The organism is Serinicoccus chungangensis (genome assembly GCF_006337125.1).
GTDB lineage: Bacteria > Actinomycetota > Actinomycetes > Actinomycetales > Dermatophilaceae > Ornithinicoccus > Ornithinicoccus chungangensis.
The window spans coordinates 1290160-1312522 of the sequence record NZ_CP040887.1; the positions used below are offsets into that span (position 1 = coordinate 1290160).

Consider the following 22363-nt stretch of genomic DNA (forward strand, 5'->3'; position numbering starts at 1 on the left):
CATGCCGGAGGTCAGGCAAGACCATGGAGTACGCCTGGAGGCGCGACCTCTCGGTGACCGCTTCCCTGTCCTGCGCGAGCTGATCGACCAACCGGTCGAGATCATTGCGGCGGTCATCGGCACGGAGCTCTCCACTCGGGTAAGGACCATGCTGGTCAAGGGCAGGATTCAGACGTGTCAGGACTTGGCTGAAGTCTCGGAGGAAGAGCTCGGCGATCTTCGTCACGTCGGGAAAGTCGCCGTCGACGAGGCCCTCGGTCTGCTGAGGGCGTTCGAGGAAGCGCTGCCCTCCCTTGGCTATGCCACAGGGGCGGCACAGACCGTACGGGACGATGCCGCAGCCGACACCGAACTGCAGACGGCGCTGCAGCGTCTCAGGGATCAAGGCAACCCGGTCAAGCCGATCGAGCCGCACCTCCACTTGCTCGCCCAGTGGTCCCTCTTTGCGGGCCGCGGCGCTACGCTCGGAGACCTGGTCGATGCCGTCTCGACAACTGAGTCTTTGCCGGCGGACGTGCGGGCGGGGTGGGAGGCAGTGCGGGCCTTTGACCTGGAGGTCATCCCCATGCATCACCACCACGTGCTGACCACCTGGCTTGAGTCGTTGACCCCGCGTGGGCGCGACATCGTGACGCACCGCATCGTGTGGGCGGACCGGACGCTCGATGACGTCGGCCAGCTGCACGGCGTCACGCGGGAGGGCATCCGGCAGCTTGAGCGGCGGCTGCGAGTCTCTCTCGAGGAGCGTGTGGCCCACGACGACTGGCGACCCGTGCGATGGGCTGCCCATCGACTCGCCGCGGCGGTCGGTGCGTGGGCTCCACTGGCGGACACCGCTGACCTCGACCCTTGGCTGGAAACTGACCGACTCCTCCTTCTTCTGGCTGGTCTGGAAGCTGACGATGAAGAGGAGTGCGTTCATCAGCGCGGTTTCGTCCTTCCGCTGATGGACGAACTTGTCTACCGTCAGCCAGAAGGCGAGGTGCTCGATGACGACGACGCTCGGCGTCGGCTGGCGAAGCTTGGTGTGCTCAACAATCACGTCGGCCATGCCCTGCGTGCCATCGGCCTGAAGCAGATTGACGATACCTGGGTGCGGTGGTCGCGCAGCTATGTCGACCAGTCGGTGGCCATCCTGGCCGTCGTGGGCGAACCAATGACGGCTGACGAGCTTACAGAGCGCACGGGATCGGGCAGCGTGCGTTCCTTGCGGCAGCGATTGTATGAAGACCGACGGGTTCAACCGTCAACCGCACGGATATGGGACTGCGCAGCTGGGGTCTCCCCGAGTACACGAGTGCCGCCGAGCTCATGCTCAAGGTCATTGCTGACCGAGGCGGGTCGGTGCCTGTGACTGACCTCGCGGCCCATCTGGAGAAGGTCTACGAGGTCCGGCCGGGAACGCTCAACGCGTATACGGCAGCACCCGCATTCGTTGTGCAGGACGGGAACATCCGCGCACGCGCACGCAGTGAGCAGTACGAGGTGGATGCGAACCCGATCGGTGTTGCGGGGCTTGAGTTGCTCGAAGAGGACAGGTTCTCTTACGACGTCAAAGTCGACCATGATGTGCTCCGAGGCAGCGGGCGATCCGTGCCCGAGGCGATTGCGGGGCTCTTGGGCCTCCAGCCTGGTCGTTCGCTGCACTTCATCGCTCGAGACGTTGGGCGCAGCACGACGGGGTCGGTCGTGGTCGGCTGGTCGCGGACGAGCCACATGGGGCCATACTTCGGGAGCATCCGCGCTCTGGCGCTCCACGACGGGGCCGAAGAAGGCGACTTCCTCCGGCTGACGTTCGATGCCGTGTCGGCGGTGGTCCACCACCAGCGCGTCCCTGGCCTTTCAGAGGGAGACTGAGCACGTGGAGGACGAGTCCGCGCAAGCCCAGGCCGCAGGTGCCCATATCGACCCTGCCCGACTCTCGCCCCCCGCGCTGGGCCGCGGCTGGCACGAAGCGCTGCAGGAGCAGCTCAGCTCCACCTTCTGGCCCCTGCTGTTGGAGTTCCTGGCCACCGAGCGGTCGCATCACAACGTTTACCCGCCGCGATGCCAGACCTTTCGTGCCTTCGAGCTGACGCCCCTCGCCGAGGTGCGAGTTGTCATCCTCGGACAGGACCCCTATCCGAACGAAGGGCAGGCGCATGGACTCGCCTTCTCCGTCCCTATGGGCATCACACCTCCGCCCTCACTCGTGAACATCTTCCGGGTCCTTCAGGATGATCTGTCCGCCGCTGGCACGCCCGTGGCCGCACCTCAGACCGGCGACCTCTCCGGCTGGGCGGAGCAGGGCGTCCTGCTTCTTAACACCGTGCTCACGGTGCGGGCAGGGGATCGGACGGACCGGCTAAGCCATCGACGATGGAGGGCAGCGGGCACGCGGCAGGGCTGGACGACATTCACCGACGCCGTCATAAGAGCCGTCAACGCAAGGACCGACCGAGTCGTTTTCCTCTTGTGGGGCAACGATGCGAAGAAGAAGGCCAGGCTGATCGATCACCCGGGACGTCATACAGTGATCACCTCGTCGCACCCCTCGCCGCTTTCGGCCTGGCGCGGCTTTCTGAAGAGTCGACCCTTTACGGAAGCCAACGTCGCCTTGGGTCGGGAGCGCCAAATCAACTGGGGACTCACCGAGTCCACGAGTGAGGTCCAGCGATCAGATCGCGGTTCGACGCCACGCTGAGGTGTTTGGAAGCACTGCCATCGCCAGGCTGTTCGATGTGCTCATTGACTCCCAATCTCGTTCGGCGGCGAGTGACCTCGAGCGGACCTGCCCTTTGTCGCCGCCCATCTGGCTCAGAACAGCACGGGATCGTCGTCAACAGTGGGCGTTGTCGGCGGCTCCGGCAGCCACGAGCATTTCCTGCGGTGTGCCTGGAGCACTGCCGGATCGGGACGGCTCTGCCTATCCTCCGGAAAGCGGGCCGCCGTCCCATCGAGCTCCTTGTAGATGGGCTCTGACACCTCGGGAGCCACCCTGATCGTGCCGTCGTCCTCCAACGCTAGGAGGTCGAGGTCAAAGAGGCGATGGATGTCCTTTCGGAGGATCAGTCCGTTGCGCACCTCGTTGGACTGCACGCCCTTGTATGGGTAGATGTGTGCGGCGTCGAGCGCAGGTGCGAACCGGGTCCCGGTCACGGCGCACCCGGCGTATACCTCTAGGAGCGCGTTCCGAAAGGCCGTCTGTCCTTGTCTGATGGCAATAAGCTGCTTGACCAGGTCGCGTTGATCGTCGCTCAGAACGTGCAGATCGAGTCCTGCAACAACACCCGGCGTCGCGTTGTCGTCGAGGAGTTGCTCCATGACCCGTTCTGCGACGCTACTCGAGAAGTAGGACGCGAGCACAGCCTCATCATGAGGGTTGCTCCACGACCGGGGGCCCTGCAACGGTGGGTTCTTCGTCAGACGCGAGCCGACCGCGCCCCACTTCGGGGTCTCCAACGGAGCATCGGACATCAGCTCGAACCTGAAACGGGTCGTGTACGGGTCGCGCCCGTCGTCCCACGGCACAGTGTCGCGGCTGGTGAGCGGCCGAGCATCGGAGGTTGCCATGCCTTGGCCAATCAGCGGCCCGCCGGAGACGCGGAAGTAGACGAGGTCTCCTTCGCGGATGCGGAAGTTCTTGGGCATGTCCCACAAGCCGTCACGCCGCGCATAGTCCCAATGCTGCCGGTACTCCTTCGCGATGGTTATGACCCAGCTGGCCATGGCTTCGCCTCGTGTTCATCACGGGGGAGGCGTCTCCATCAGCGGAAGCCTGTCGATCCGTCGGTATGTGGTTGTGGTCAAGGGCGGTCCAGCCGCCCGTTACCCCCGGACGAGTCTCCGGAGGAAGTCCCTTGTCTGCGTGTCCGTGGAGTAGATCCAGACGCTGCGCATCCCTCGCGTCAGCAGCACCTTGTAGACGTTGCGCACGAGCCGGTCGAAGTCGCGGTCCGACACCTTCGTGCGGTTGCGCAGCGCCGGGTCGCGGTTGCCCTCGCGCACCGAGCGCCACCGGCCGTCGCGCCATACGAGGTCGGGCCCGATGATGATCCCCGCGTGGTCGTACTCGAAGCCCTGCGCGGTGTAGATGCACCCCACCTGCCCGAAGCCCGCAGGGTCCGTCGCCCACAGCGCCGCCGCCGGCGCGCCGCCCACCGAACGGTCGCCCTTGAGGTTCCACGGCCGCGACCAGTCGCCGATCCGCACGTCCTGCACAAGCGTCCCGTCCGGATCGGGGTCCGACCACGGCCAGCAGTAGCCGGCCGCCATCCGCGCCGAGTAGGCGTCCTCCTGCCGCAGCGCCAGCACGTGCTCGAGCTCGTCGGGGGAGTCCACGACGCCCACCTCGAGCGCAGGATCACCGCCCCACCGGATGGGCCCGCCGGGCGCCAGCCCGAGCAGCCGCTCGACCCACTCGACATACAGCGCTGACCCGCCGCAGCGGAACTGGTCGTCGAGGTCGATCTCGTGCACGTCCATGCCCAGCGACTCGGCATACTCGGTGATTGCCTGGACCGTCCCCATCTCCCCGGGCCGCACGACCTGGTTCTGGTCCAGCAGGAAGACCGGCACCCGCGCGGCGCTGAGCAGCTCGTCGAGCTGCGGCCGGCCGGTCCGGTGCTCCTTGCGGGTGTAGCGCGACTCCGACGTCTCCCGGATCCGATGCGCCTCGTCGAGGATGAGGCACTCGAGCTCGTTGGGCTCGGCCGCAATGAAGCTGTTGAAGTAGCTGAACATCTTGCGCACGCGCGGCGCCCGCGCCGCGGCCACCTTGCGCAAGGTCTTGGTGAACGACTGCGAGCCGGTCGCGTGCATGACGGCACGCCCCTGCCGGGACAGCTCGCCCATGATCGACAGAGCGATGACGCTCTTGCCGCTCCCCGGCCCGCCGCTGACGACGATCGCCGTCTTCGTGGTGCCCCGCCGCGCCTTCTCGACCGCGTGTAGCACCAGCTCGTAGGCGTCACGCTGCTCGTCGAGCAGGACGAACTGCTCGCGCCGCTGCACCTCGTCGGCGGCGAGGGCCAGCAGTTGCTTGGAGGGTGCGATGCGGCTGCCTAGGAGCCCGTCGGCATACCTGGCGCCCGGCACCCCCGGTGCGAAACGGCTCTGGAGGAAGTCGACGAACTCGGTTCGGTCCTGGCCGCTGAACATGCGTGCCGGCGTCGTGGGGTCGGGGACGGCCATGTCCCGCAGGTCCGCGATGCCCAGGTTGGTCGCGTTGTGCAGGTATGCCGTGCCGGCGAGCTCGTGCTCGTCCTCGGCCAGCGTGACGACGAAGTCGGTGAGGTAGTCGCAGTAGCCGCGCACCTGCTCCAGCGGGTGCAGCACCGGGTGATTGCCGTAGCCGTCGATTCGCACGAGCACGTCGCTGTCCTCGAAGCGCTCTGCCTCGCTCCACTGCTTGAGCTCGACCACGAGGTATGACGCGCGCCCGGTCTGGGGATGCTGCCCCGCGAGCACCACGTCCGCGCGCTTGCTGGTGAGCGGCAGCTGGTACTCGACGAGCATCTCGACGTCCCCCAGCCCGGCGTCGAGTAGGTCGGCGCGCAGGCGGGGGAGACTGCGCTCCCACGAGCGCCGTTCGGAAGGTGAGGCCGACCGACCGGTGGTGCTGGCCATCTGCTCCGCGATGTGCTGGGACAGCTGCGCCTCGCCGACGGTCAGTCCCTGCGCGGACGATCGGAGCAGGAACACCGGCAGGACTCCCCAGGCAGCACGAAACTCGTGCGGGTGGGGGCGTGTCCGGAGAGGAAGCCCGTCGGGCCGCGTATGACGTGCCCAGCCTAAGCGACGCGGCTCACGCATCGACCAGCCGTGCCCCCACCTGACATTGCTGGCCCCTCCTTGCCCAAGTTCTGCTCGTTGGATTGTCCTACCAGTACGATGCCCGCATGATCGACGACGCCCTGTTTCAGCCGCCAGACAGCCTTTTCGCTGACGCAGATGACGATGACCCTGAACTCGGCGGCGCCGCAGGGCTCGAGTCCGAACCGTCGGGCAAAGAGTCTGAAGATGACCTGTCATTTTCGGATGACCTTAGTGATGTAACTCTCGCGCCCAGCGACTGGACGGTGGAGACCGTGCTCTTGCAGCTGCAGCAGGGCACCTTCGAGCTTGACCCGGAGTTTCAAAGGCGGAACGCTTGGACGGATCAACGAAAGAGTAAGTTCATTGAGTCACTGATTCTTGGTTTACCAATACCTCAACTCATCTTCGCGTACGAAGAGGATCGATCGAGTGGTGAGGAACGCTACGTCGTGATCGATGGCAAGCAGCGGTTGTTGGCCATCAATTCGTTCTTCAGTGAAGAAAAGCCTTTGCGTCTCGGTCATCTTACGGTGCTGCATCAGTTGAACGGCTTGACCAGGGAGGAAATTCTTCAGGATCCGGCGCTGGCGAGGTATGCAAAGCGTATTCGAAACCGGACCATCCGAACCGTGGTAATCAAACAGTGGAAAAGTAATGATTTCCTGCATCTAGTTTTCCACCGACTCAATCACCAAACGTTGCCCCTGTCTCCTCAAGAGTTGCGGCAAGCATTAAACCCTGGCCCATTCACGTCGTTCGCCGACAGCTTCGCCGCGGCCAGTGATCAACTCCACCGAGTCCTGGGAGTGAAGGAAAAGCCGGATTTTCGAATGCGCGACGTCGAACTCCTTGTCCGCCACCTATCCTTCCGTACGCGGCTGGAAGACTACGCTGGCAATCTGAAAGTCTTTCTGGATGAAACGTGCAGGACGTACAACGAGGCTTGGGATGAGACTAGAGATGTGCTCTTTGCGGAGTCACAAGAATGTAATGATGCAATTGACGCAACCTACACGATATTCGAAGGTGACGCTTTTCGCAGATACGCTGATGGTCACTACGAGAGCCGATTTAACCGAGCCATCTTTGACATAATGACCTATTATTTCGCTCAGCCAGAGCTGCGCGCGAGCGCCCTGCAGGCGAAGGCCTCCGTGAAATCGGCGTATGAGAGTCTTAGCAACTCCTCGTCGAATTTTCAGGCTTCAGTTTCCTCAACCACCAAGACAACGACCGCTACTGCTATCCGTCTAGCGGAATGGGGCGAACAGTTGCGGAAAATTTTGTCGGTCGATATTGCCGTGCCGGCGCTTGGGTCGGACAAGAAGATCCACCTCTGACTGTCATGTACGACTTAGCGCCAACCGTGCGTCGGCTCTCCCTGCTCTCAAAACACTTCATGCCGAACTTAAATAAGCCTGTCTATACGCCTGCGGAGGAAGATGCGATGCATGCCTTTCGACTCCTGGCCCACGCTGAACTGGAGAGGTTGGTAGAGCAATGGGCGGAGCGGATGAATCAAGGCCTGGCGAAGGCCAATGCAAGAGGCTTGCCAGTCTTGGTAGCGCATCAGGTGCTACTGCACTTCGATCAGTCGCAGCAGAACGGGTATCCACCGCGGCACGTTTCTGCGCAGAGGGTGATGCGGCAAGTAGGAAGGAAGATGCCGAAGGATCGTATTGTGTCGGCGTTGAATGCTCACTCGTCGCTGATCGAGCGAAATAATGGCGTCTCCCAGAAGGACTTGTTGAAGTTGTTCCTGCCCATCGGGGTGGATATGTCTTGGTTCAACAAGGAACACAAATGGCTGGACGCAATGGATGCACTGGCAAGCGCCCGAGGCGAAGTGGCTCACGGTGGCCTCGGGGTTCGAACGGCACCAACCCCAAAGTCCGAACGCTCACTCTTGGTTGAACCAGTTGTGGGGCTTCGACGTCTGGGGGGTGAACTCCGTCGGTTAAATTCGACCTTATGACTTAATATTCCTGTAGGTCCTGATAGATCGCACCGGAGTGCGTGCTATGTGCGAAGCGGATGGTCGGTCCGCCGCTCGCTCTCCCAGCGTCGCCGCGGCCATCTCCGGCGGCAGCATCTCGGAAAACTTCAGCTGCTTGATGGCACGTTCGTCGACGAGGGGCAGTGCGCGGGCGAGGTCCCGGCCGAGATAGGTCTGGGCGACCTCGAGCGCAGTCCGGAGCCACTCGACGCTGGCATCGTTCCTGAGTCCGATCTGCCAGTTGTCGTAGACGATCGAGTCGCCCAGGATGTCCGGCGCGACTCGGCCGAGCGCGCCGACGAGCACGGCGTTGGCCCGGGCCCCCGCCCAGGTCCACCACCGCATCCGCGCACCGTCCTCCGTCAGGACCGTCCCGTCCTCCCACGCCCGGTCATCCAGCTCCTCGCGCAGCTGGGCGAGTCGGTCGACCGCACGCCTGGTCAGGCGGACGCCGGCGGGATCAGCGCCGAGCAGCACCCGCCGGATCGCATCGGCCAAGGCCCACGACTGTGCCTGCGGCATGCTCTGCCACCGGGGTGCCTCACCCTTCTTCGCCGGCTCCACGTACGCCTTGCGACGTTTCCAGTCGATGTAGGTGACCTCCCACGGGCGGCCGGCCAGGGTCAGCAGCCGCGGTCCGGTGACCTTGCGCAGCAGGAGCATCGGGTCCACCGAGCCGACCTGCTCACGGCCCTGGAAGACCTGCACCTCCGGGTCAGCGGTGAACACCGCCATGAGATCGCGGTAGTGCACCACCCCATACCGCCGCTCCGCCTCCGGCCCCACGAAGATCATGTCGCCGTCCCGGTCGAGGTGGCCGCTCTCCAGGAGCCAGGCTTCGATGGCCTCCGCGTCCTCGAGGGAGCCCAGGCCGAGCGCGCCCAGCTCACTCACCCAGGAGCCGGAGCCGACCTGCCGGTGCTGCAGCGTGATCCCGAGGAGCTGCTGGGCCAGGATGTGCCGCGGCGCCGGGGGAGCGGTGACGGGTTCGACATACCCCTCCGACCAGAGCAGGAGCAGACCCGCTGCCCGGAGCAGGTCGCCGTCGTCGGCCTCGAGGAAGAGCATGTTGCGTGACGTCCCGGAGCGTCGTCCGGTCCGCCCCAGCCTCTGCAGCAGCGACGCCACGGTCATCGGTGCGCCGACCTGCAGCACGCGGTCGAGGTCGCCGACGTCGATGCCGAGCTCGAGGGTCGAGGTGGAGACGATGACGCAGTCCCGGGCCTCGGCGAACGCCCGCTCGGCGCGCCGCCGCTCGTCCACCGACAGCGAGGAGTGGGAGACGAAGGTCTCGGTATGCCGTTCGCGCAGCCCCTCCGCGAGCGTCTCCACCGTGCGTCGCGAGTCGGCGAAGACCAGCCGCTTCTCGCCGTGGTGCAGGGCGTCGATCACGGTGGCGGCGTTGTCGAGCGTGCCGACGTAGTCCAGCTGGATCTCCGGCGTGACACCCGCGCCTGCGTCCGGTGCCACGACGGTGGCGGGGACCTCGACCGCCCGGCTGCTGCCCTGCAGCCAGGACAGCAACTGCCCGGCGTTGCCGACGGTGGCGGACAACCCGATCCGCTGCAGCGGTCGCCCCGTCAGCGCGGTGAGTCGTTCGAGCACCGCCAGGAGGTGCCAGCCCCGGTCGTCGCCGGCGAAAGCATGGACCTCGTCGATCACCACAGTCCGGACGTCGGCGAAGACCTGCTTGGGGTCCACGAGCCGCGAGACCAGCATCGACTCCAGCGACTCGGGGGTGGTCAGGAGGATGTCCGGGCGCTCGCGCACCTGACGCTTTCGCACCGACTGCGGGGTGTCGCCGTGCCGCACCTGGGCGTGCCTGCCCAGCCACCCGGCATACCCCGAGACCCGCGGCTCCAGGTTGTTCAGCAGCGCCTTGAGGGGGCAGACGTAGAGGACGGACAGCCCCTGCCACTGCTCGGCCCGCATCCGGCTGAGCACCGGGAAGAGAGCGGCCTCGGTCTTGCCGCCGGCGGTGGGCGCCAGCAGCAGGGCGTCGTCACCGGCGAGGACGGGGGCGACCGACTGCTCCTGCAGCGGTCGCAGGGAGGACCACCCCAGCGTGTTGACCACGTGGTGCTGGACCACGGGGTCCAGCTGTGCGAAACCCTCCTGCGGTGGTGTGCTCACAGATCCAGCTCGACCTCGTCCGCCGATGAGGCGGGAGCCGCCCGTCGGGGAGCGGAGCCACCTGATGCTGCCCGCCGTTCGACATCGCTGAGCTCGTCCTGCCGCAGCGTGAGGGCGTAGTCCTGCCGCGGGTCGAAGTCGGGGAACTGGTCCACCCGGTCGAGGACCTCGCCGACGAGCTTCTTGAGGAAGACCCGTGGTGCGATGCCCACCTTGCCGCCCAGGCTGCCGGTGACCGCCCGGGAGAGCTCGGCGACGTAGGCGTCGTCCACCTCCCGCAGGATGCGGTCAGACTGCTCGGTCCCTCCGGCGTAGAGGTCTCGCACCTTCGACCCGACCTCGACCAGAGAGTGCTCGTCGAAGCCGCCGAGGCGCACCTGGACGGCCCGCGGGTTGTCGAAGCGGGCGTCGGTGGCGAAGTCGGTCGCCAACCGTTGGGCAAGCGGGGGAAGTCGGGGAACCCCCGAAGGACCCTCGAAGAACGCGGGCGTGCCGGTGATCACCAGGTAGAGGCCGGGGAAGCGGCCGGAGTCGATCTCGTCGACGAGCTGGCGTATGGCGTTGAGCGCCTTGTCGCGCACGTCGCTGCGCATCCGCTGCAGGGTCTCGACCTCGTCGAGCACCAGGAGGAGGCCCGGGTGCCCGGCGTCGCGGAGGACGAGAAGCAGCCCCTGAAGAAAGGCCATCGCGCCGAAGTGGTCCAGGTCACCGCGGACGCCTGCGGCACGCTTGGCCGCCGCGGCAACATGCGGCTGCCCGCCGAGCCAGGCGGCCAGAGCATCAGCCGTCGCTGCGTCGCTGTCGCTGACCGCCTGGCGGTAGGCACGCAGCGCCATGGCGAAGGTGGGGGTGCGCGAGGACACGGCTGCCAGACGCTGGTCCAGCAAGGTGTCGACCGCCTCGGCGACTCGGTCCGGCCCCGCCTCGGCAAGTTGGGGGTGGGCCATTACGGCGTCGGACTCGAGCGTGAAGAGCCAGGAGTCGAGCTCGGAGCGGAAGGCGCTCGGCGCCACTGACGCCGTCCGCAGCGACTCGGTCACCCGGCGGTAGACCGTCTCGAGCTTGTGCAGTGGTGTCTCGGTCTCAGAGACCTGGACCTCCGCCGTGGCGAACCCCCGACGAAGCGCCGTCTCGGCCAGGTGGCGGGTGAAGAACGTCTTGCCGGCTCCATACTCGCCGCGCACGGCCTTGAACACCGAGCCGCCGCCGGCGACCGTGTCCAGCTCACCGGACAGTGCTGCGTCAAACCGGTCCAGACCGACGGCCAGGATGTCCAGTCCCTGTCCCGGCACCGTGCCGCGTCGGAGCGCATCGATCACCTCTTTACGACGACGATGGCTGACGACGGTAGACATGAACCGGAGTGTAGGTGGGACGGGCGTGGAGTCGTGTCAGGTCAGGCTGGCAGGCAGCGCAAGCCCGTGCTTCCTGGCCAGGTACATCGTCCGGCTGTAGTGGATCGAGTTCTTGGCCATCGATGCAAGCACGGTGCTGTTCACTCCGGCGGAGGTCACCGCACCCACGTAAGGCATCTTCGTCACGACCTTCTGGATCGGGACGTGCTGCCCCGGGTTGACCTGCTTCAGCAACTTCTCCACAGCCGCGGCGATACGGTGATCGCTGCGGAATCTCTGGCTCCAGTTCACCCGGCCCCGTCCCATGACAAAGGCGTTCTTCGCGCTCTTCACAGTGCCAGCCTTCGGCGCCTGGGCGGCCCATGCCTTGCGGAGCATGCGATTCACGTGCTCTTGTCCGGCGTCGGTGGTGGGATCGATCCCGTAGGCGTACGCGGCCTGCGTGGCGACAGCAGTCGTCAACGCGTGCATCACCACAAGATCCAGACCGATCGCGGCGATCGAGCCTCCCACCGGGATGAAGGTCAGAGCGCCAATGGCTCCTCCCTCGACGAGACCGGTGGACCGCCACTTCCACACCGACCCCTTCGTGAACGAGTCCAGGGCCTCCAGATCGAGCGCTTGCAGGTCGGTGAGCGTCGACACGGGCCGACCCTTGTCCCGGTGAAAGGCCAGAACGGACTCGGGCTCGCTGAATTGCTGGACGGTCTCGGTGACCCAATCCAGCAAGCCCACCACCGCCTTGACCGTGGGTTCGAGGGTGAGGTCGACAGCAGCGTCGCCAGCATTCTTCAACGCGGTGGGGGTCTTGCTGCTCACGAAGTTGCGCGCGCTTGACGCGGTGTCTCCGATCTTGTGGCTGGCTGCGCCAGTGGCTTGCCTCACCGCCGGGGGCAGCGCCCGGCGCTCGGCCTTCTTACGCCAGTGCTCCTGAAGATCGGCCCAGGCCTGTTGTTCGTACGACGACATTCCCGGCCCCTGCGCCGGTGCGCTGTGCATGCCAAGAGAGTAGAACACCGGAATCACCCGATGAACTGCTCTCGCAGCAGCGGCACGTCGAGGATGACCGTCGCGCCCTCGGTGCGGATCACGGGGTAGCTCTCGACGTTGAGCAGCTTGGCGAGCTGTGCGGTGGCACCTCGCACGAGGGCGGGGGACAGACCCAGGACGCCAGCGAGCTGCGTTCCGCCGAGCCGGGTGCCGGGGGCGGCGGCCAGCGCCTCGAGTGCCGCCTGCACCTGTGCGTCGTCAAGTGAGAGCCGTCCGGCGACGGACTTCTGCTGCTCGAACACCTCCGACCGGAGGATGGCTTCACCCAGTCCGATCTCCTTCGCCGCCGGCGGGGGAGTCGAGGCGACGGTCGAGGTGTCGAACAGCGCATCTTCCTGCGGTGCGGCCGTCGGCCGTCCACGTGGTGCTCGGCGGCGGTGCGCGGACGGCGCATCCACCTCCACCGTGGTGGCCTCGACCGGAGCGACCGACCACCAGCGCGGTGTCTGCTGCCGGGCGAGCCGCAGATCGCTTCCATCCGGCACCTGCGGCCCGGGCACCAGGACGACGACCGGCACGACGACCTCGGCCGGGGTGGCGCCGCCGTGGTATCCCGCCTTCAGGGGCCCGTAGCGCAACCGTTCGGACACCGGCAGCACCGCCCGACCCCCGTGCTTGAGCACCCGTGTCCCGGAGACCAGCACCTCGTCGGGGCCGGGAGGGGGGTCGGCGGCACGAGACCGGCCGCTTGAGATGTCCGGTGCGCTGCGCTGGGTTCCCATCCGGCGCTCGACCACGTGACCGTGGTCGGCGGTCAGGATGACGGTGCGCCCTGCGGCGAAGGCGCGCTCCAGCAGCGGTCGCAGGTGCTTGACGGCGTCAGCGGTCCACACGGTGCCGGCGGGGTCGCTACGGTCGAGCGCGTCGTCGATCGTGTTGAGGACGCAGGTCACCAGCTGCTGGGACGTGTCGGAGATCGCGAGCGCGACATCGTCAGCGACCGCGAATCCCGGCTGCGACGAGTCCAAGGGCTTCTTGTGGAAGATCTTGGGGCTCCTCAGACCGAGTGCCGACACGAGGGCTGCATACCCGGACTGCTCGCGGTCCTGCCCGCCGGTGGTCAGCTCCCCGCAGAGCAGGGACGCGCGGCTCACCTCGGTGAGCGACGGCAGGACGGAGAGGCCGGTGGCACGCGCGTGCGCCTCGGGCAGGAGTGCCTCCTGCCAGCCCTCGCCCCGCCCGAGGACGTCCGAGACGACCTCGGTCGCGACGGCGGTGCTCATCCCGTCGAGCACCAGAAGCAGCGTCGGTGTCGCCTTGGCGACCGGGACGACGGCTCCGCGCAGCAGGTGCTCCAGCAGCCAGACCCGGTCGGTGCCACCAGGGGGCGCGAGATAGCCATCGAGGCTGCCGGCGTCGTCCTCGACGGCGCGTGCCAGCGCGGAGCCGAAGGCACGGTCGTGGACGTCGCGGACGGCCTGCACCAGCGCCAGGACGGCGGTGAGGCCCTCAGCCAACCGTGCGTCCGACACCCCCTCGTGCGCGTCGTTGGCCGCGGCGTCCACCCACGCGTCGGTGACACCCTGGCGCAGCGCCAGCGTGGCCAGGTCCGTGGCGGCCGGCTCGGTCGGGAGCGCCAGCCACCTGGACAGTCGCACCGCTGCCTGCACGGGCCCCAGTCGCGCGTCTCCGCGACCGGTCTCTTCGGGGTCGCCCAGGACATGACGGCCGACGGCCGCCCACGCCAGCTCGATCTGCTGCGTATGCCGCGCAACCTGACCGGACACGGCGTCCGGCTCGTCAGCACGGTCCGGGGGCCCCAGCGTGGCCGAGCGGAGGCGCTCGGCGACCGTGAGCAGGCGCGCGGTCAGGCCGCTGGGGAGCACGTCCGAGCGCTCGGCCAGCGCATCTGCGTCGATCTCGGCAAGGAGGGCGTCGGCCCTGTTGAGCAGCTGTCGTGCCACGTCGCGGGTCGAGCGGTCGTGCACCAGGTCGCTGACGACCTGGGTGGCCGCCTCACCGAGGGACCGCAACGCCGCGGTGGAAGGGGGCGAGCCGTGCCAGCGGTGGGCGAGCCGTGCCAGCCCCAGGTCGCGGGCATGCTGTGTCACCACGGCGTCGTCGTCGCCCGTGGTTCCACCGGCCCCTCCGTCGGGGGCGCTGGGCACGAGGAGGGACAGCACGACCCCCAGCGGCACGGCGTCCCTGATCTCGCCCTGCTTCAGCAGCTGGCGGAGCGGGGCCTCGGCCACACCGGCCGCCGAGCAGATCCAGGCCAGGGTGGCGTCCGTGACCCGGTCGCCCGCCGCTGCCCGGAAATCCGCGATCCTGCCGGTCAGGCCCGGGGTCGCCGTCCATCGCAGGACCCCGAGCACGTCGAGACCCCGACGGGGCACGTCCAGCCAGGCTCGTGCCACCGACCCCAGTGCGTGATCGCGGGTCAGGGTGCCGGCCGGCGCTGGGGGCCAGCCGTCCTCAGGCCGGGCCAGCAGCAGACCGTTGGCGAGCGTGCGGCTGTCGGGCTGCACGTAGAGCGCGGCTTCGAGGCCGGTGGCGGCGAACTGCTGCCGGACCGACTCCCACGGGTCGGGCGTGCGCAGCTTGTGGCCCGCGAGATGGGCGAGGATGCCGACACCGAGGTCCTCCTCCGGGCGGTCGGTCACCACGACGAGCCAGCTCCCCGGCCGCTGCGCGAGCAGGGCCTGCCTCACGGCCAGCGCGGAGACGCACGGCGCCACCTCGACCGGGAGACCGCGGTGCTCCAACGTCGTGTGCTCGATGCTCGAGGGGTCGGCATAGATGCCGAGCACCGTGGCCGCGTCCCGGTGGGACGGCCCGTAGTCGTGGGCAGCGGCATCGTCGAGCATGGCCCGCACGACCGGCAGGCTGATGGCACCGGCGAGCTGACGCTCCGCACGAGGCGAGGACGTCACTCGACCACCCTCCACGTGACCTCGACCTGCTTGCCCTCGTGAGCACGGAGGAACTCCCGCAGGCCGGTGAGGATGTCCTCACCGTCACCCCCCGGGGTGCGAGTCACCCGGTGGAGCGACGGGTCGTGGACCGGTCCCGGATTAGGGCCAGGAGGAAGTGGGACGACGTCGGGGTCGTCACCGCCCGGTCCGGGGACCGGCGGCTGGATCGGCGGCGTCGGCACGGGCTTGATCGTGAGGGCCCACTCGAACGCCTCGTTGTCTGCACGCTGCAGCGCCTCCGCGGCGCGGGCGACGATCTCGTCAGAGGTGAGGTCGGTCTTGAGCCGGCTCAGCACCCGCTGCGCGTCCTCGTCCGTCTCGGCCGACCTCAGCGGGTCCAGCCGCTCCCACCGGAAGCGCTCGAAGGCGGCGACGACAGCGCCCGCCTGCTTGAGGCTGGTGCCGAGCGCGTTCCCACGCCCGTCCTCGACCTCGGCGCCGAGCCGCTTCACCAGCTCCACACCCTGGAGCTGCTGCAGCGAGGCGGCGATCGTGGCGGCGCGGCGCGCGGTGGCCAGCCGGTCAGCGGTGCGTTCGGCAGCGTCGACGGGCAGCCCGAGCCGGTGGTAGGCGCGCTCGAGCTCCCCGACGAGCTGCTGGGCCGGGGCGGTGACCTTGCGTGCCTCGGCGTGCACCAGCTCGGCGAGCGTCGCCACCGCCTGGGGGGTGAGGAACGGCGAGGCGGACACGCCCAGCAGCTCGGCGGCGCCCTTGGTCGCCGCAGACCATTCGGCCTGGCTGGGCATCGGCTGGAGCCGCAGCTCCATCTCGGGGAGCAGCCTGCCGGGGTCGGGGGCGGGGATCGATGCTCCGCGGTGCCACCATGACCGCTGTCGCAGCAGACCCCAGGCCAGGATGACCAGGTCGCTCACCTCCGGGCGCAAGCCCCGGGCAGGCGTCAGCGCGTCGATCCACCGGCGGACCTGCGCCACCGTGACGGGTCCGTCGTCGATGCCGGCGGCGCCGGCCGCGCGGGCGAGCTCTGAACCCCAGGGCGTGAACCGGTCGTCCCCGAAGACGAAGTGCGTCTCGGCGGCGGTGCCCACGCCCAGCGCGTTGGCGACCCGGCGGACACCCTTGACGTCCCCCTGCAGCGGCACCCGCTTCTGCGGGTCGGCCATCGCGCGGACCAGGTGCGCGTGGACCGCCTTCAGGTCCGCCGGGCGCACCTCGACGTCACCCGGCTCGAACTCGGGGTGGGCGGGGTAGGTGGCGGCGTAGGCGCGGTTCACCAGGTCGAGGTAGGCGGTGCGCACGCTGGTCCCCCGGGGGCTTCCCGGGTCGAACGACCGGTCCAGGCTCGTGAGCACGCGGTCGTGGTGCGCCTCGTCGGTGAGCACCCCTCCCGAGGGCGCGAGCACGCCATACGCCTGCTCCAGAGCGCGGGTGAGGCTCTCCCGCAGTGAGCTGTGCTGCGCCTGGAGGATGTGCTTGGCCGTGGCCCGGTCCACCTCGCCGAGGTGGTCGGCGTGGCTGGACCAGCGCTCGCCGGTGCCCTCCAGCAGCCAGTCGAGGATCACCAGCCGCCTCAGGTCGCGCATCCGGTCCGCGGACAGGAAGTGGGGGAGCCAGACCACGGTGCGGTGCGGCTGCCCGGTGCTCAGGAGCCGGTCGAGGCGCGAGAGGTCCTCGGCGCTGGAGTGACCCTCCTCGTCGAAGGGGTGGTCGAGGACGATCCGCCAGGTGCCGGGCCGTGCGGCGAAGTGGTCGTCGGTGAGCCAGGAGCTGTCGCGGACGTTGCCGAAGACGAGGTCGACGTCGCGCCGGGACCCCCTCCAGACGATCTGGGTGGTGTGGGCGCCCAGGACGTCGGGGTTGCCCAGCTCGACGCCGAGCATCTCGGCCACGAGCGACTTGACGAGCTCGCGACGCCGGCCGGCGTTGTCCTCGCCCTTGGCGCGGTCGACGATCGACTCGTAGTCGACGTCCTCCAGCTGTACGCGGATGACGGGGTCGCGCTGGTCGGACTCGACGTGGATCTCCGGGATGGTCGCCGACCAGCTCTTGACCTTGCCCAGCACGATGGTCCGTTCGTTGCCGGGCAGGGGGGAGCGGATGGACCCGTGGTTGAGCGAGGCCAGACGCGAGGGTGTCAGTCCCTTCAGGGCTGGGACGTTGGGGGCCACCGCGGACAGCAGCAAGGTCTTGGCCAGGCGGTCGTCGGCGAGGTATGCCGGTGGGAGGCTGCTCCGGCCGCTCTCGGCCTGTTCGAGGTCGTCGCGGGTGAGCCCGTGTGTGGACATCAGCAGCGGCTGGACCTTCTCCGCATACAGTGTCCGGGCTGCGCGGAAGAGCGCGGCCGCCTGGGTGTCCAGGGGTTGCTGCCCGTTGACGATGTAGTCGAACGCGTCGCCGACGGGGATGACGTCGTCGACCGACAGGCTCTCTCGTCGGTCCACGAGCATCTGCTGCATGACCTTCAGCGCGGTGCGCTCGCGCTGCATGACGCTGGCCAGGCTGCGCAGCGTCGAGACCAGTGCGGGGGAGAAGGGGTAGGTCCGACGGAACGCCACCTCGTCGGCCCCCCGGTGCGCCTCGTCGGTGTTCACCCCGTCGAGAAGCACGTCCCACACCTCGGGGCGGCGCTCGAGCTGGTCGAAGGCGTCGCTGAGCACCCGCTCGGACTGAGCGCCCTTAGGCATGAGCAGCCGCTGCTTGGCCACGTAGGGAAGGTTGTCGTCGCCGAGCTCAATGATCGAGAAGCGGCCGCTCTGGTGGTTGAAGGCCCGCTCGAGCATCTCCTGCTCGGCGCCGCTGGCGCCGGCGTCGGCGAACCACCGCCGCAGATCCATCTGCCGGGCCACGAACGAGACGATCGGCACGGCTCGTCGGCCTGTGCCCGACTCGACGAGCTTGGTGATCTTCTGGCTCTCCCGGCGGAAGAAGGCGGGGTCCTGCACCGAGAAGGCGAGCCATAGCACCAGCTCGTCGAGGAAGAGCACGACGGCGTCGTAGCCGAGAGCCTTGGCGTGGCTGGAGATGGCGGCCAGGCCCGTATCCAGGTCCAGGTAGGTCGCCTGCCTCGTGTAGGCGCTGAAGAAGCGCTCCACGAGGGCGGTGACGAGGCGCTGCCGCTGCTCGGTGTCCGGGGTCGCCGCGCGCGCCTGGTCATAGCTCTCCCGCGTCCACGTGCCCGCCCCGAGCACGGCACCCCAGGCCGCGTCGTCCGCACTGCCACCGGCGGAGCCGTTGAGGCCGGCGAAGAAGCTGTCGTCGCCGATCTGCCGGCGCATCTGCTCGGCGTTGGCGATGAGCCCGTCGGACTCGTGCACCGCGGGCAGGGGTGCGTCGGGGTGGAGGGCCTGGACCTGCCGGATGTAGCCGGAGAAGACCGCCTGCTCCAGCGACTCCGCACCGAGCAGGTGGAACGCGAGCGGGAGCACCTTCCTGTCCCGCAGGGCGGGGTCGTGACGCGCGACCACGCCGTGCAGCTCGGTCTTGCTGCGTGCCCCCGGGTCCTGCCGCAGCAGGGCGTGCAGGACAGCCATGAAGTGGCTCTTTCCGGAGCCGAAGGAGCCGGTGAGGAAGGCGCCGCGGCTCACGTCGGAGGAGATGGACTCCGACACCAGCCCCAGTGCCTGGTCGAAGGCCTCGGCGATCTCGTCGGTGACGACGTACATCCGCAGGGCGCTCTTGGCCCCCGACCCGACGCTGTCGGTCAGACGCAGGACGTAGTCCTCGTCGCCCGCCCGTTCGGGGATGGTGATGACGTCCTTGAGCAGTGTGGTCACTGGGTGTGCCTCCCTGTTTGTGCGACGGACGCGTCGTGCTCGTCATGGATAGTCGGGCGGTTGGCCAACGCAGCGCGAAGCAGCCCGACCATGTCCTCGTGGTGGGCACTGATGTCCTCGTCGTTCCAGCGTCCAGCCTTGGCCCGAGCTGCCATGATCCTGAGCTTGATGCTCTGGCGGAGCGCAGACTCATTCCTGGCCTTCTCGCGAGGCAGGTAGTTGCTGAAGTGCGAGTTCGCGCTGACAGTGACGAGCGCGAGGTTTCCCAGCCAGTCGAGAAGACGCTTATCACGCACGCGGAAGGCGTCCGAGAGGTGCTCGGAATCCTCCACCTGGGGGGAGAAGTGCTCCAACGAGGTGCGGTAGGAGAAGGTGAAGTCCCACGCTTCCCAGTCCAGGACCAGTAGATAGTCGAGATAGGTGAAGACGATGCGCGGGAGGGCGAACCCGAGTGGCAGGCCGTCCGGACTGGTTTCGGGCTCGTGACCCGGTCTTGCCCTGGGGCGCAGCCCCTCCTCCAGCCGGGATAGGGCGAACGACTCGATCCGGTCGAGCACCCCCTGTGCATCGACCCGCTCCCCGCGGTCTGCGAGCAGGGTGACGTAGCGGAGCACGTCGGTGATCCAGTGCATCGTGCGCGGGGAGGTGTAGGTGATCCGTAGGGCCGACTGAAGGAGCAGGATCTGGCGCTGCAGAGTCCATGGGCCAGATGCGGAATCGTCAGCGGCGAACGTAGGTCGGTAGCGCGGAGCCTGCTTTCCCTGGCTCTCTCCGCGCGAGAGCCTGTACAAGGACCAACTCCCCGGTTCATCGTCCGTGGTGGACTCGTGGCCGGTGGTGAGGGTGGCGTCTCGCTTGAGGATGTAGGTGTCGAAGAGATGACGGGTGCGCAGCAGGTCGGTCGTGAACTCCCGCACCCAATCCGGTCGGCGCGCGTGGTCGAGGTCCTCTAGCTGGTCAGAGAACCGCTTGACGAGCAGCTTGTCGTCGAGCTGACGGTCGTCCCCCGTCTCGTCGGTCGTCGGTCTGCGTATCGCGAGGACGTGAAGCAGCAGTGTTGGGAAGGTGATCTGTGACGTGAAGCGGTCATCGCCGCTCTCGCGGCTCGTCTCGTCGCTCACTGCGGTACGGGCGTACCCAGCCACCGCATCGTCAAACGTCAGCGCGGTGGACTCTGCCAGGAGAAGGGTGCTCACGTCCGGCTCGCCCGTGTCCGTGCGGCCGTCGACGAGCAAGGCCCGCAGCGCCGCGAAGTCAGCGGTGGGGAGGTCCTCCCAGTTCTTGCCGAACACCTCGGTCCGCCAGGCAGCGTCGCCCGGGGTGGCCGTCATGGTGACGTAGTGCTCCATGTCCGAGCATGCCGTCCAGACATGGTTGAGCAGTGCGCGGTCTGCCGGGTCTGCCAACTGGCGCAGGAGGCGTGCCTTCACGATGTCGACAGGGCTCAGCTGTGCCCCCCGGGTGTTCATGATCTCGAAGTACTTATTGAGGTCCAGGGACCGATCGATCGGCATCCGGATGACGAACACGTTGTGGAGCAGATAGTCCAGCACCCGGTGCGACAGGAAGCGTGCACCCTGCCTGGGGTCCTGGAGGAACTGGTCGATGATGTGAACGGCCCGCAGGATCCCGGAGTCTTCCCGATTTGGATCCTCGGTCACGGAACGGTCGGCATCGATAATGCCGTGGAGCGCACGGGTGGCCTTCTCCCTGGCCTCGTAGACCAGCGGCTGGAGAGAGCCGACCTGCCCCTGCAGTTCCGGCCTTGTCAACAGGATGTACAGCGTGGTCAAACGCTGCTGACCGTCGATGACGTCGAACGGATCGCGCGGGTCGGAGGGCGGAGCGACGACGAGGTTGCCGAGGAAGTACGCCTTCTGGTCGTCCCGCTCTGCCTCGTCGAGTACGTCGTGGATCAATCGGTGGATCTCTTCCTCCCCCCAGGTGTAGTTGCGCTGGTAAAGAGGGATGGAGTACCTGTCACCATGGTTGCAGAAGAGCTTTCCCACGGGGATCGCCTGCGGTTGATCGAATGTTGGTGCCTGCGCCATGTCATCCGACCTCCCGAAGCACTGCAGCAAGCCGTTCGTCGTCGCCGTTACGGCTCTTCACGGTCTGTGGTGTGACCACGTTCTCCAGGGGTAACTGCGACGGATCGAGGCTGTCACGGATCGTCGCGAACAGGTTGAGACCCTTGACTCCAGCCAGTTCCGTCCCCTGCCCGAGTGCGTAGTTGTCCGTCGACCGCCACCCAAGCCGCTCGTAGGCCAGCCGCAGCGAGTAGGCCCACCGGAACAGACGCGGACCCACCTCCGAAAGATCGGCCTCTGAGTACTTGTTGGTGAAGTACAGCGCGGAGGCGACGAACAACTCTCGGCAGAACCGGAAGCGGGCCCCCCACCGGAAGATGATCTGGTCCTGCTCCGACAGCCCGTGGAGGGTGTTCTTGAAGAGCTCATCGTCGAGCCGGCGGGACTCTGCAAGCATGAACGCTGCATACTCGAAGAACGACCTTCCGGCGGCGATCGGCGCGTCCAGCTGGTGCTGAGCACGCTTCAGGTCGCGCAAGGCGGCCTCGTCCGTGGCCGGGCCGGCCCATGCCTGGAGCCCTGGGAGGACCGCCTTCGCGGCCCGGTGGTACTCCGCACCCGGGAGCCGGCGAGTGGCACGCCCCACCCCCTTGAAGAGGTCCAGGTCGTCCATCGTGAAGGCGTGAGCAGGCCGATTCCTGCTCCACTGGTGGATACGTGCCAGGTAGGTCCCGAAGAGCCGGTCGAGGTCGTTCTCCTCGGCCGCCTCCCACTGCTCGACCACGGCCCGCTGGTCTGCGGTGGTGGCATCAGCCATCTCACGCAGGTGGTAGGCCTTGAGCAAGTCGTGCGGGCGCAGCGCCTTCCCGCGGAAGTTCTGCGAGTCGAAGAACTGGAACGCCTCGTCCTCGTCGTCGGTGACGATACGCAGTACCTGCCCCTTCGCGCCGAGAAACTCCCGGTACCGGTCCTTGTCCCCGTCGGCGAGGCCTCTGACCTTGCGGGCGAGCTCCTGATAGGCCAGCTGGATCGCAGTGCCGCCTTGCTCGAGCTGCTCGGCCCTGGCTCCGCGCAGGAGCGTCCGCAGTAGGTGCAGGGTGAGGAGTCGCTGCTGCCCGTCCACCACCTCGAAGTGGATCTCGCACTCCCGGTGGAGCAGGATCAGTGTCCCCATGATGTAGGGCCGGTCTGGTCGCTCCTTCGAGGCGTCGGCGATGTCAGTGAACAGCTGCGCGGCCACCCGTGGTGTCCATGAGTACGGGCGCTGAAAATCCGGGATGCGTAGCTCCGGGGCGTGGGGGCCGAGGAGGTCATCGACCGAAACGAAGTCGAGGAGGTGCTCAAGAACCGCCATGTC

The 22363-nt window shown here is 67.5% G+C and carries 14 protein-coding genes; 5 read left to right on the plus strand and 9 right to left on the minus strand.

What is annotated here, in order from left to right:
* Nucleotide 1: 1 nt before the first annotated feature.
* Genes FHD63_RS05730 through ung form a run of 3 tightly spaced genes read left to right on the plus strand, consistent with a single transcriptional unit; the run spans nt 2 to nt 2683 of the window.
* A complete protein-coding gene (locus FHD63_RS05730) occupies nt 2–1354 on the plus strand; it encodes a sigma factor-like helix-turn-helix DNA-binding protein (protein ID WP_139720865.1) in 1353 nt (450 codons plus the stop codon).
* A complete protein-coding gene (locus FHD63_RS05735; RefSeq protein WP_139720867.1) occupies nt 1345–1857 on the plus strand; it encodes a hypothetical protein in 513 nt (170 codons plus the stop codon). The genes FHD63_RS05730 and FHD63_RS05735 overlap by 10 nt, the downstream gene beginning before the upstream one ends.
* Before the next feature lie 4 nt (nt 1858–1861).
* A complete protein-coding gene (gene ung / locus FHD63_RS05740; RefSeq protein WP_238705782.1) occupies nt 1862–2683 on the plus strand; it encodes a uracil-DNA glycosylase in 822 nt (273 codons plus the stop codon).
* Between the two features lie 113 nt (nt 2684–2796).
* Here ung and FHD63_RS05745 read toward each other — a convergent pair whose 3' ends face one another.
* Nucleotides 2797–3708 carry an HNH endonuclease gene (locus FHD63_RS05745; RefSeq protein WP_139720870.1) on the minus strand — a complete coding sequence of 304 codons (912 nt, stop codon included), beginning with the start codon at nt 3706–3708 and terminating at the stop codon, nt 2797–2799.
* A 99-nt stretch (nt 3709–3807) separates the two neighbouring features.
* Complete coding sequence (locus FHD63_RS05750; protein WP_238705783.1) at nt 3808–5682, minus strand: DUF2075 domain-containing protein; 1875 nt, start codon at nt 5680–5682, stop codon at nt 3808–3810.
* A 197-nt stretch (nt 5683–5879) separates the two neighbouring features.
* Between FHD63_RS05750 and FHD63_RS05755 the strand changes: the two genes are divergently transcribed.
* Complete coding sequence (locus tag FHD63_RS05755) at nt 5880–7136, plus strand: DUF262 domain-containing protein (RefSeq protein WP_139720872.1); 1257 nt, start codon at nt 5880–5882, stop codon at nt 7134–7136.
* Between the two features lie 5 nt (nt 7137–7141).
* A complete protein-coding gene (locus FHD63_RS05760) occupies nt 7142–7771 on the plus strand; it encodes a HEPN domain-containing protein (RefSeq protein ID WP_139720874.1) in 630 nt (209 codons plus the stop codon).
* Here the strand turns inward: FHD63_RS05760 and FHD63_RS05765 are convergent.
* From FHD63_RS05765 to FHD63_RS05795, 7 genes are read right to left on the minus strand one after another with little or no spacing between them, the layout of a single operon-like run.
* On the minus strand, nt 7766–9925 hold the full coding sequence (locus FHD63_RS05765) for a DEAD/DEAH box helicase (RefSeq protein ID WP_202978418.1): 2160 nt from the start codon (nt 9923–9925) through the stop codon (nt 7766–7768). The two genes, FHD63_RS05760 and FHD63_RS05765, sit on opposite strands and share 6 nt — an antisense overlap.
* Entirely contained in the window at nt 9922–11280 is a 1359-nt protein-coding gene (brxD, locus tag FHD63_RS05770; protein ID WP_139720876.1) for a BREX system ATP-binding protein BrxD, read from the minus strand. Before brxD ends, FHD63_RS05765 begins: the two co-directional genes overlap by 4 nt.
* Nucleotides 11281–11316: 36 nt before the next feature.
* A complete protein-coding gene (locus FHD63_RS05775) occupies nt 11317–12279 on the minus strand; it encodes an EcsC family protein (RefSeq protein WP_139720878.1) in 963 nt (320 codons plus the stop codon).
* Between the two features lie 23 nt (nt 12280–12302).
* Nucleotides 12303–15203: a BREX-2 system phosphatase PglZ gene (gene pglZ, locus FHD63_RS05780; protein ID WP_139720880.1), complete on the minus strand. Its 2901-nt coding sequence runs from the start codon at nt 15201–15203 to the stop codon at nt 12303–12305.
* The gene (locus FHD63_RS05785) at nt 15200–18976 is read right to left on the minus strand and encodes a BREX-2 system ATPase PglY family protein (protein WP_139720892.1); all 3777 of its coding nucleotides are present in this window, start codon (nt 18974–18976) and stop codon (nt 15200–15202) included. The genes pglZ and FHD63_RS05785 overlap by 4 nt, the downstream gene beginning before the upstream one ends.
* Nucleotides 18973–21027: a DUF262 domain-containing protein gene (locus FHD63_RS05790; RefSeq protein ID WP_139720894.1), complete on the minus strand. Its 2055-nt coding sequence runs from the start codon at nt 21025–21027 to the stop codon at nt 18973–18975. The genes FHD63_RS05785 and FHD63_RS05790 overlap by 4 nt, the downstream gene beginning before the upstream one ends.
* Before the next feature lies 1 nt (nt 21028).
* Nucleotides 21029–22360 (minus strand): DUF262 domain-containing protein, encoded by a 1332-nt coding sequence (locus FHD63_RS05795; RefSeq protein ID WP_139720896.1) that lies wholly within the window; start codon nt 22358–22360, stop codon nt 21029–21031.
* Nucleotides 22361–22363: the final 3 nt, after the last annotated feature.

Coding starts and splice junctions, on each gene's coding strand:
- FHD63_RS05730 (WP_139720865.1), top strand. CDS start 2: ATGCCGGAGGTCAGGCAAGACCATGGAGTACGCCTGGAGGCGCGACCT.
- FHD63_RS05745 (WP_139720870.1), bottom strand. CDS start 3,708: ATGGCCAGCTGGGTCATAACCATCGCGAAGGAGTACCGGCAGCATTGG.
- FHD63_RS05755 (WP_139720872.1), top strand. CDS start 5,880: ATGATCGACGACGCCCTGTTTCAGCCGCCAGACAGCCTTTTCGCTGAC.
- FHD63_RS05760 (WP_139720874.1), top strand. CDS start 7,142: ATGTACGACTTAGCGCCAACCGTGCGTCGGCTCTCCCTGCTCTCAAAA.
- brxD (WP_139720876.1), bottom strand. CDS start 11,280: ATGTCTACCGTCGTCAGCCATCGTCGTCGTAAAGAGGTGATCGATGCG.
- FHD63_RS05775 (WP_139720878.1), bottom strand. CDS start 12,279: ATGCACAGCGCACCGGCGCAGGGGCCGGGAATGTCGTCGTACGAACAA.
- FHD63_RS05790 (WP_139720894.1), bottom strand. CDS start 21,027: ATGGCGCAGGCACCAACATTCGATCAACCGCAGGCGATCCCCGTGGGA.
- FHD63_RS05795 (WP_139720896.1), bottom strand. CDS start 22,360: ATGGCGGTTCTTGAGCACCTCCTCGACTTCGTTTCGGTCGATGACCTC.